Source organism: Acinetobacter sp., from assembly GCF_049284435.1.
GTDB lineage: Bacteria > Pseudomonadota > Gammaproteobacteria > Pseudomonadales > Moraxellaceae > Acinetobacter.
Genome location: NZ_JBAPXX010000024.1, coordinates 1 through 11,002 on the forward strand (window position 1 = coordinate 1; position 11,002 = coordinate 11,002).

Consider the following 11,002-nt stretch of genomic DNA (forward strand, 5'->3'; position numbering starts at 1 on the left):
TCCAATCGTTGGCCTTAACTCCCATTTTTTTGAATTATCTTGTTTTAACAAAACATTATAAAATTTCGGATACCTAATTTTTTTTAAATTATTAGTAAATTCTTTAATTTTATAATATTTAAACTCATCACCGCTTTTAACATCAATACCTTGACCTAGAGCTACGGCTAAGTCAAAAAGATAGTTAATCCCATAAGTAGTATGAGTCATATCATAGTAATGCCGATACTCATGGGTCATTACAGAAAATAATTCAACTGACTCTTTAAAAGTAAAAATATCAGCATCATCTCTAATATTTGTTATAAAGCTAGCATCATCAGCTAAAAGAAAAATATTATATGTAATAAAGTTAAAATTACCTAAAACATCAGAATCAGCAAGAATGTGTGATTCATTAATTGCCATTCTACCCTCCATTTATATATTTTTTGCTTACTAAAGGCTTACGTTGCATAAACCCCAAAAACAACAAAGCCCCGATTATCGGGGCTAAGTCATTGACATCTGGCGGAAGCGGTGAGATTCGAACTCACGGAGGACTCACACCCTCGTCGGTTTTCAAGACCGGTGCATTAAACCGCTCTGCCACGCTTCCATGAGCGCAATAATACGGAGCTTTTATACGACTGACAAGTGAAAATTACAGTGAATGCAATCAACTGCATATAGTTTCATCAAATCGCTACAATTTGGCTGCCAATTCAGCTCCTTCACGAATAGCACGCTTGGCATCCAGCTCAGCAGCCAGTTTTGCCCCCCCAATAATATGATACTGCGCCAAAGTATTTTCCCCGGCAATCGGCATCAGGTCTTTCACCGATTCCTGACCTGCACACACCACAATGGTATCTACACGCAATAATTGAGCATGGCCATCCACCTCAATCCATAAGCCTTCATCTGTGACAGATTTATATTGCACACCGCGCAACATCCGCACGGCATGTTTTTTTAACTGGGCACGATGTACCCAGCCTGAAGTCTTGCCTAGTCCTGCGCCAAGCGGTGTCTTTTTACGTTGTAATAAATAAATTTCCCGTACTGGAGGTTCTACTTCAGCTCGCCGTAACCCACCTTCAGTAACATAATCTGGATGAGAATCAACACCCCATTCACGTTTCCACTCATCCACAGGTTGCGGCTGTACCTGATGCGGTGGCTTTAACAAAAACTCCGACACATCAAAACCAATACCACCTGCGCCAATGACCGCAACACGATTACCAACAGGCGCGCCACGTAAGACTTCTGCATAAGACAACACTTGTGGCGCCTGACTGCCTTCGATATTCAAGGCACGCGGCACGACACCTGTGGCCACAATCACCTCATCAAAACCTTCACGCTCCAACTGCTCGCGATTGACTCGGGTATTGAGACGCAGATCAACTCCGGTTTTTTCTAGCTGCACTTTAAAATAACGAATCGTTTCGTGAAATTCCTCTTTCCCCGGAATCACTTTAGCCAGATTGAACTGCCCGCCTACTTCATGACTGGCCTCAAACAAAGTGACATCATGCCCGCGACTGGCTGCGACAGTAGCCGCTGACAGACCTGCAACTCCACCACCAATCACTGCAATACTTTTTGGTTTCTTGGTTTTGACATAGACCAGTTCGGTCTCATAACCGGCACGCGGATTGACCAGACAGGTTGCTCGTTGATTTTTAAAGGTATGATCCAGACAGGCCTGATTACAGGCAATACAGGTATTGATTTCATCAACACGATTGGTCGCGGTTTTATTGACCCAGAAAGCATCCGCTAAAAGTGGACGTGCCATCTGTACCATATCTGCCTGACCAGAAGCCAGAATTGCTTCGGCAGTGTCTGGCATATTGATCCGGTTGGATGCAATCACCGGCACCGAAACATGTTTCTTAACTTCAGCAGTGTAATCGACAAAAGCAGCACGCGGTACAGAAGTGACAATGGTGGGAATACGTGCTTCATGCCAGCCAATACCGGTATTCAATAAGGTAATTCCGGCCTTTTCTAGAGCTTTAGCTACAGTAATGACTTCCTGCATGGTATTGCCATCATGTACCAAATCGAGAAGCGACAAACGGAAACAGATAATAAATTTTTCGCCAATTTCTTCACGAATGGCTTTAACAATTTCTACGGCAAAACGCATCCGGTTTTCGATGGGGCCACCCCAACGGTCGTTACGCTGATTGACATGACGGCTTAAAAACTGATTCAGCAAATAGCCTTCCGAACCCATGATTTCCACGCCATCATAGCCAGCTTTTTTAGCAATGCTGGCAGTTTTCACATAATCTTGAATTGTATTCAGGATCTGTTTATCTGACATTTCACGGGGTTTAAAAGGAGAAATCGGTGATTTGATCGGACTGGCCGAAACCACAAAAGGCTGATAGCCATAACGTCCAGCATGCAAAATCTGCAAAAGAATTTTGGCGCCATGCTTATGCACTGCATGCGTCACCAGACGATGCGGCGCAATGTCCCCCAAGGTATTCATGGTGCCGCCTGCCGGCAACAACCAGCCTTGACGGTTTGGCGATATTCCACCCGTAATCAGCAGACCTACGCCACCCTTTGCACGTTCGCCAAAATACGCAGCCAGTTTAGGATAATTATAAAAACGGTCTTCCAGACCAGTATGCATCGACCCCATCACCACCCGGTTTTTAATAGTGGTAAAACCCAAATGCAGTGGCTTTAAAATGTTGGCATAGCGCGTCGTGGTCATAACAAATCCCTGATTATATTTGGCTGAGCAAGTCATTCCCTTACTTTAACTGATTTTCAGAAGCTTTTTATGACCCGGAGTTCAGCATTTTCAGGCACAAACATCAATCTTCGAAACCAGCTCGCTCTATACATGACAAATTAGTTCTGCCATTGTCGTGCGCTGGATTTCCATAATGCAATCACGCCCAATACTGTACCAATTGGAAAACTCAGCAACATCAGAATGGCCATTATTCTGGATAAAGTCCGTCCTGAACCACTGCCCTGCTTCACCTTGATACTGGCCTGGATATTAAAAAACATCAGCAAGCCTAAAAGCAGCAGTACCGCACCTAAACTCAGCATGGAAATACTGGATTGCTGATATTCCAGATATAAAAATAGCACTGTACTAAAACCAATCAGGCCAGCATAAATCCCATGCAACAATGCCAGTGTTTCATTCTTGGTTTTTGGATTTAAGTTAGGTAATGGTGGGATGCGAGTCGCCATGCTTTTATTCCTGTTTTATCTAGTTTTTAACTTTATTCGGCTGAATATAACCATTTTTCTCTGTTTTCAGCAGGATTCTGGTGAAAATCGTGCGATTTATGATTATTTAAGCCTATTGAATAGAGATTTTAAAACGAGTTTTTCTTTTCTAAAGCAAACCTAAATAAATTAATGATACAATTGATGCAATATGTATTTTTTCAGGCCACCAATTCTGGCGTGCCTATTTCATATCATTAGGATGAACAATGTCTGATAATGCAACTATCTTGCAGAATGTCCCAGTAGGTAAAAAAGTTGGTATTGCCTTCTCTGGTGGTCTAGATACTTCTGCTGCTCTTTTGTGGATGAAACAAAAAGGCGCTGAACCTTATGCTTACACAGCAAACTTGGGTCAGCCAGACGAAGACGATTACGATGCGATTCCAAAAAAAGCTGAAGCTTATGGCGCAGTAAAAGCACGTTTAATCGACTGCCGTTTACAGCTTGCATTAGAAGGTATTGCTGCAATTCAATGTGGCGCGTTCCATATTTCTACAGGTGGTATGCCTTATTTCAACACGACGCCATTAGGTCGTGCAGTAACAGGCACCATGCTTGTAACTGCCATGAAAGAAGATGATGTTAACATCTGGGGTGACGGTTCGACTTATAAAGGCAACGACATTGAACGTTTCTACCGTTATGGCTTGTTGACCAATCCTGCGCTTAAAATCTACAAGCCTTGGTTAGATCAAACTTTCATTGACGAGCTGGGTGGCCGTGCAGAAATGTCACAGTTCCTAATCGACAATGGTTTCGACTATAAAATGTCAAAAGAAAAAGCCTATTCAACTGACTCAAACATGCTGGGTGCGACACACGAAGCCAAAGATCTTGAATACCTGAATGCAGGCATCAAAATCGTTGAGCCAATCATGGGCGTTACGTTCTGGAAAGATGACGTAGAAGTAAAAGCTGAAGAAGTATCGATTACTTTTGAAGAAGGCTTCCCAGTTGCGATTAACGGTCAGCGCATTGAAGATCCAGTTGAATTTATTCTTGAAGCGAACCGCATCGGTGGCCGTCACGGTCTAGGTATGTCGGATCAAATCGAAAACCGTATCATCGAAGCGAAATCTCGCGGTATTTATGAAGCTCCGGGTATGGCGTTGCTTCACATCGCTTATGAGCGTCTGGTAACAGGTATTCATAACGAAGATACGATTGAACAATACCGCATTAACGGTTTACGTTTAGGTCGTCTGCTTTACCAAGGTCGTTGGTTCGACTCTCAAGCGCTTATGCTGCGTGAAACTGCACAGCGCTGGGTTGCTAAAGCGGTTACCGGTACTGTAACGATCGAACTTCGTCGTGGTAATGATTACACCATCATGAACACTGAATCTCCAAACCTCACTTATGAAGCTGAGCGTTTGACTATGGAGAAAGGTGATTCTATGTTCTCGCCGATGGATCGTATCGGTCAGTTGACCATGCGTAACCTGGATATCACGGATACTCGCGCGAAACTGGGCATCTATACAGAGACTGGTTTACTTGCAGTCGGTTCAGCATCCGCAGTGCCACAACTAAAAGACAAAAACTAAGTTTTAGTCTTTTAGTTGCATAAAAAAAACCGCTCCTGATGAGCGGTTTTTTTATTGATGCTTGTTTTATTCATTTTAAAAATATCTAGCCATTTGCGATATCTGAATTAACTGAACGAATGGACTGATAATAAATCTGATTACGTCCAAGCTGTTTGGCACGATATAGCGCCTGATCCGCGATGCCCAATAAGGCATCTTTATCAATATCATCTTCACCACGATAGACAGTAATGCCTAAACTGATGGTGATATGTTTCGCAACCGAGGATTTTTCATGCGGAATTTCCAAACGGTCAATCGCCTTAAAAATATTTGAAGCCACCGCATAAGCACCATGTGCATCCGTTTCTGGCAAGAGCACAACAAACTCTTCCCCACCATAACGCGCGACAAAGTCCATATGACGGATGGCATTCTTGATGGTTTTGGCAATGGTCGAAATGACATCATCACCTTTCTGATGCCCATAGAAATCATTGTAGTTTTTAAAGAAATCTACATCGATAAACAGAATCGCCAATGCCGTTTCTTCACGGCGTGCACGTTCGAAATGGACTTGCAGCGTCTCATCAAAAGTCCGTCGATTGGAAATCTTGGTCAGCTCATCATACTGACTCAAATGTAATAACTCGTTGGTATGAATACGCTGGATCTGCTCACTGATTCTGGCGCGAATGCTATAGAGAAAAATCACACGCTCACGGGCAAAAACCATATGGCTAATCACATAACCCAGCAAGCAACTCCCAATTAAAATCCGGCCAAAAACCATAGGATTAAATTCAACTGAAAAGCTAAACAATAGAAGAATAGTAGTTACCGCAGCGAGTAATCCAGTGACCAGCATCTGAATCGGTTTAATACCGGTCAGAATATAACCCAGGATATACACGATCGTGACTATGGCCATGGACTGATGCTGCAAGGCATCAGTTTTAATCGACATGTTAATGCATGAAATTGACACCTGCACCCAAAAAACTAACAGCATCGAAGCCTGCGGAAAAAAGCGCTTGATCTTAGGTAAACAGGAAAACATATAAAAGATGATTAATGACACGCCGCCATTGAGCAGGCCCAGCATACACAGGACAAAATCATGCACGAAATATTCTTTGCTGATGCTCCAGTAATCTGTAGGAATCATTACCACTAAAAAAAGGAAATAGGCCAACACCCCACCCCAAATATATTTTTCGACATGTTTGCGGGCGCGTTCCAGATTTTTGGTCCAGAATTCTTGTTCCAGATTTTGAGGGAAGACCGGGCCTACACGCTGACTTTGCCGTGTAATCAGTTGTTCTATGTCTTCTTTATCATCTTGCAATTTCGCTAGATTGTACTTGTATTCCATTGCCAAGTATTTATGTAATTTTTTTATTAATTTTAAAATAACATACTTTTTAAATTAATTTATACATATCCCTTATTTTGTAGCGCTTTCTCGTTACCATTTTTACTATAGATGGATTATCATTTGTTTTATTTGTTCGACTGAATTTGCCTTGAATACGATTACGATTCTCCAGCCAGATGATTGGCACGTTCACCTGCGTGATGGTTTAGCACTTCAACGTACCGTTCCCGATTTAGCCAAGCAGTTTTCTCGCGCCATTTGCATGCCAAATCTGGTGCCACCCGTAAAAACCGTCGAAGAGGCCAATGCCTACCGTGAACGCATCATGGCACATGTGCCTGAAGGGGTAAATTTCGACCCACGTATGGTGCTGTATTTCACTGACAACACCCCGGCAAGCGAAGTTAAAAAGATCAAAGAATCTGCGCATGTCAATGCCATCAAGCTCTATCCTGCGGGTGCGACCACCAACTCCGACAGTGGTGTAAGCGACATGAGCAAGGTCTACAGCGTAATTGAACAGCTTGAAGAACACCAAGTGCCTTTGTTGCTACATGGTGAAGTGACGCATAATCATGTCGATATTTTTGACCGTGAAAAGCGTTTCCTGGATGAAGTGCTTGCACCGTTACTCAGACAGTTTCCCAAGCTGAAACTGGTACTCGAACACATTACCACCAGCGAAGCCGCAAACTTTGTGCTCGAGCAAGACCGTAATGTCGCTGCAACCATTACCCCGCAACATTTATTGTTCAACCGTAATGACATGCTGGTCGGTGGGATCAAGCCACATTTCTACTGCTTGCCGATTTTAAAGCGTCAAACGCATCAGCAAACTTTGCTGGAAGTCGCAACCAGCGGTAATCCTAAATTTTTCTTGGGAACAGACAGCGCGCCACATTCAAAAAATGCAAAAGAAAATGCGTGTGGCTGTGCAGGATGTTATAGTGCGCCGACTGCCATTGAGCTGTATGCTCAGGCATTTGATCAGGTGGGTAAAATTGAACGCCTGGAAGGTTTTGCCAGCCACTTTGGCGCAGACTTCTATGGCCTGCCACGTAATACCAATACCATTACCCTGGTTAAAGAAGATCAAGTAATCCCTGAAAGTTTAGACTATCTGGATGGTGAACAGATTATCCCACTCTATGCGGGTAAAACCATTCAATGGAGAAAAGTGTGACAAATGAAACGCTCCCAATCATTGGTCAACGTTTTCGTGGATTTTTACCTGTAGTTGTCGATGTCGAGACTGCAGGTTTTAATGCGCAGACCGATGCATTGCTGGAAATTGCGGCCATTCCGATTGTTTATAATGAAGATGGTCAATTTGTGCCAGGTCAAGCCTACCATGCACATATCAATCCTTTCGAAGGGGCAAACCTCGACCGGCGTTCGCTGGAATTTATTGGAATCGATCCCTCTAATCCGATGCGAATCGCAATGGCCGAAGATGAAAAAACTGCGCTTAAGCGTATTTTTAAATCTGTAAATGAAGTGCGTCGCCAGCAAAACTGTACGCATGCAGTTTTAGTCGGACACAATGCGCACTTCGATTTAGGTTTTCTTCAGGCAGCGATTGCCCGTACCGGAACCAAAAACCAGAACCCGTTTCATAGTTTTTCTGTCTTCGATACAGTAACTTTGAGTGCGGTGATGTTTGGTCAGACCGTACTGGCAAAATCCTGTATCCAGGCTGGAATCGAGTTTGATGGCAAAGAAGCACACTCTGCATTATATGATACGCAGAAGACCGCTGAACTGTTTTGCTATATTTTAAACAAACTCGCACCTCACCTGCTTGACACTCTGGTGGCGGATCAATAAGATACCGCCATCTTCTAAACGTCCCTATCGTCTAGAGGCCTAGGACATCGCCCTTTCACGGCGGTAACCGGGGTTCGAATCCCCGTAGGGTCGCCATTTTCTCCAAAGCTCTGCGTTCTTGATGTCGATTTCTTCCATCACTAAGCAAAGTGTTTGGTACTGATCAAACCCAACAAATTCAGCCATTTGCATGACTTGAATTGTGTTGGGTTTTCTTTTTCCGCTCTTCCAATGTGATATTACCGTCGGGTCTATCTCTAGCCTATCACTAATGCTTTTCATAGCTTCCAAAACGTCCTTTACACGTTTCTATTAGTTCATTGAGCATTTTCTCACCATTGCATTTGACGTATTTGTCAGGTAGATTTCCTGACAAATATATCAAGTTTTTTTTGTCTAGTCCCTGACACTTTTGTCAGGTTTTACGCAATGAAACAATAACAATGGACTTTTTGATGACTGATCTGACATTTAAAACAAAACCTGAATTTATTCAGGCTGCTTTTGAACAAGTGGCAAAGATCGTTTCAGATCATGCTCAAAATTGTCTTGAATCTTTGACCCCTGCAATCTCTGCTGAAAAATGCCTTATCCATCTAGGTACTGTTGCTCATGATTGGTCTTATGACGCTTCTGTCATTGATGCCTATGCAGAAATAACTAAAGAAGCAAATCAAGAATTATTAGATGCTTTTGGGGATGATCAATGAGAGAAATTCTAGTTTGGGGTAGTTTTTCAATTATTTCTGTCGTTTGTGCAATTGTTCTTTTGAGGATTATGTAATGAATAACTTAGTCGCTCAAATTCAAGAATTTGATAACTCAAATTTATCTTTATCTGAAATCTTCGATAAACAAAAATCTATCTTTGACGAAATTCATGCACATTCTGCTTTTGGTGATATTTCACTTGCTGATGGTCAGACATTAAAAAACATGCTCGATGGCATTGTTAAAAATAAAATTGCTGCTTTTGAAAATTCTATCGTTCAACCAAAGCAAACAAGTAACACTTCTATCCAAGAAATCTTTGTACAAAAAATAGCCAATAGTGCGCAAAACACGGCAGAAAGCACCCCTTTTTATAATATAGGGGTAATATAGGGGTAGCGGATACACAAACACAATCTGAGTCATGGGCTTTTCCACGTCATTTAGATAATTACAAATTAATTTCTACTCCTCAAGGCGTAGTACCTGCCCTCCGTACTGTTCCAATTGCAAATAGTATTGTTGGTCTTGACTGGGTCACATTCAGCTTTTGTCAAAGTACCTTTGGTGAAAAATACGTTCATCTTCAACCTGAACAAGTTCAATTGTCTATTGGTGATGCTATTGAAACTTGGCTTGATCAACTTTTGTTTGAAATCTTCGGTTTTGGTGTAGCTCAAAAACGTGAAAAAGGTATGCACTTCAACAAATATGGCTACGATCTTCAAGATTGTTTAGGCATTGTTCTTTATGGCCATAATAACAAGCGTATTACTGTTCAAATAAACGGTACTGGCTGTGCCCTTGCTCGTAAAGGCTGGAATGAACAACTTTATAAATTTCTAAAGTATCAAGCTAGAAGTCCAAAATTAAACCGTGTCGATATTGCTTTTGATGACTTTGAAAGTGAGTTCGTCTCTGTCGATCTAGCCGATCAATGGGATAATCAAGATTTATTTTGGTGTGGTGGTCGTAATTCAGAAGTAAACCATCTCGGTGATTGGAAGCGTATTAACGGTAAAGGACGTACTTTAACCATTGGTAACCGTTCAAGCTCTAAATTTTTACGTTTCTATGAGCGTGGCAAAAAAGAAGGTGATTCTTTAAGCCTGTGGACACGTGCTGAACTTGAATTAAAGTCAACTGATCGTTATTTACCTCTTGATGTACTTCTTAGCCCTAGTACTTACTTTAAAGGTGCTTATCCTGCTCTTGAGGCTTTAGCAAACCGTTTAAATGATTTTGTCGCTCCGGAAAAATGCGACCTTATTAAAAAACAAGCCAACATCAATGTAGATAAAGCATTAGAAGTTCTTAAAACTCAATTCGGTAAATATATTCGCCAGTTCCGTAAATTTATTAATGATGAAGATTTATTGAATCTCATCTCATCAGATAAGGACGTTGTTCCTAAACGTCTTAACTTCTCACATGCTGCTGTCATGGCTGCATTACGTCTTAATCAACCAATTCAAGCTGCTACTGACGATGAATTTCCATTATTCGTTGGTGTGCCGCTTTTGAACCAATCTCAATATAAGGAATTTATCCATGCTATTTAAAACAACAATGGTTGTCCTTGGTGGCAAATCTTCAAAAGGTGAATACAACGGTGTTCCCTATGACAGTACAACTATTTTCTATAAAGCTGATCTTCAAGAAGGCGATAACTTCGTAGGTGAAGTTGGTGAACAAATGAAATGGGGTACGTCTGCCAATTTGGAAAAAATTAAAGGCTTAAGTTTCCCTCTTGTTGCTGAGGCAACTATTCAACAAGTATCTAACGGTAAAACAACTATTACGATTATTAAGGATTTGGTTCCTGAAAAACCACAAACAAACCAGACTTCAAAGTCTGCTTAGGCTATTTATGAACCTTTTTCAGGCTTGCATTGTCGCTTTCTTAATGTTTATCGCCCTTTTTCTACTTGGTGTTTACGACTAGGAATTTAATTTATGAAATACATATTTATGAATGGTGACAGTCAAACTGAATGTCCTAATTGTGGCAGTTATTTTCATTATCAATACTTGTCTTTTCACTTAACTAAGTGCAATGGCTAAAGGATTTAAGAAATGTCATACGAGTGCAAAACGCTAGTAACTATACAAAACGAATTGCCCGTATGTACTGAATGGCAAGAAGCTGCTTTTTTGCCTGATTTATCTACTGCTGATCGGGATGTCATCCTCCAGTGGGCAATAGGGATTTTCGCATTGGTCTTTGTTGGGCTTTGTTGCACAAAGATTTAAAGATTAGATTTACCCTAAGCGACTCAGGTTTAAGTGACAACTTGGG

At 41.6% G+C, this 11,002-nt stretch carries 8 protein-coding genes, 2 tRNA genes and 2 pseudogenes; 7 read left to right on the forward strand and 5 right to left on the reverse strand.

The features are described from left to right. The 4 genes and pseudogenes from WAK81_RS01905 to WAK81_RS01920 all read right to left on the reverse strand — a co-directional run. Positions 1 to 408 (reverse strand): annotated as a pseudogene (locus tag WAK81_RS01905) (hypothetical protein); the annotation flags it as partial. A 100-nt stretch (positions 409 to 508) separates the two neighbouring features. Further along, positions 509 to 598, reverse strand: a tRNA-Ser gene (locus WAK81_RS01910). 87 nt (positions 599 to 685) lie between these two features. Continuing rightward, positions 686 to 2,722 carry an FAD-dependent oxidoreductase gene (locus tag WAK81_RS01915; RefSeq protein ID WP_422195460.1) on the reverse strand — a complete coding sequence of 679 codons (2,037 nt, stop codon included), beginning with the start codon at positions 2,720 to 2,722 and terminating at the stop codon, positions 686 to 688. Positions 2,723 to 2,862: 140 nt separating this feature from the next. Next, a complete protein-coding gene (locus WAK81_RS01920; RefSeq protein WP_422195461.1) occupies positions 2,863 to 3,216 on the reverse strand; it encodes a hypothetical protein in 354 nt (117 codons plus the stop codon). Positions 3,217 to 3,464: 248 nt separating this feature from the next. On the opposite strand from WAK81_RS01920, the gene argG reads away from it, so the two are divergent. Next, a complete protein-coding gene (argG, locus tag WAK81_RS01925; RefSeq protein WP_422195462.1) occupies positions 3,465 to 4,805 on the forward strand; it encodes an argininosuccinate synthase in 1,341 nt (446 codons plus the stop codon). 85 nt (positions 4,806 to 4,890) lie between these two features. Here the strand turns inward: argG and WAK81_RS01930 are convergent, their stop codons facing one another. Further along, entirely contained in the window at positions 4,891 to 6,162 is a 1,272-nt protein-coding gene (locus WAK81_RS01930) for a GGDEF domain-containing protein (RefSeq protein WP_422195463.1), read from the reverse strand. A 151-nt stretch (positions 6,163 to 6,313) separates the two neighbouring features. Between WAK81_RS01930 and pyrC the strand changes: the two genes are divergently transcribed. The 6 genes and pseudogenes from pyrC to WAK81_RS01960 all read left to right on the forward strand — a co-directional run bounded on the left by pyrC (position 6,314) and on the right by WAK81_RS01960 (position 10,566). Continuing rightward, on the forward strand, positions 6,314 to 7,348 hold the full coding sequence (gene pyrC, locus WAK81_RS01935; protein WP_422195464.1) for a dihydroorotase: 1,035 nt from the start codon (positions 6,314 to 6,316) through the stop codon (positions 7,346 to 7,348). Beyond that, positions 7,333 to 7,992 carry a ribonuclease T gene (gene rnt / locus WAK81_RS01940; protein ID WP_034438210.1) on the forward strand — a complete coding sequence of 220 codons (660 nt, stop codon included), beginning with the start codon at positions 7,333 to 7,335 and terminating at the stop codon, positions 7,990 to 7,992. The genes pyrC and rnt overlap by 16 nt, the downstream gene beginning before the upstream one ends. Positions 7,993 to 8,012: 20 nt before the next feature. Beyond that, a tRNA-Glu gene (locus tag WAK81_RS01945) sits at positions 8,013 to 8,088 on the forward strand. Positions 8,089 to 8,447: 359 nt separating this feature from the next. Next, positions 8,448 to 8,702 (forward strand): hypothetical protein, encoded by a 255-nt coding sequence (locus WAK81_RS01950; protein ID WP_422195465.1) that lies wholly within the window; start codon positions 8,448 to 8,450, stop codon positions 8,700 to 8,702. A 73-nt stretch (positions 8,703 to 8,775) separates the two neighbouring features. Continuing rightward, a pseudogene (locus WAK81_RS01955) lies at positions 8,776 to 10,265 on the forward strand (replication initiation factor domain-containing protein). Then, on the forward strand, positions 10,255 to 10,566 hold the full coding sequence (locus tag WAK81_RS01960; RefSeq protein WP_422195466.1) for a hypothetical protein: 312 nt from the start codon (positions 10,255 to 10,257) through the stop codon (positions 10,564 to 10,566). The pseudogene WAK81_RS01955 and the gene WAK81_RS01960 overlap by 11 nt, the downstream one beginning before the upstream one ends. The last annotated feature ends 436 nt before the right edge of the window (positions 10,567 to 11,002 follow it).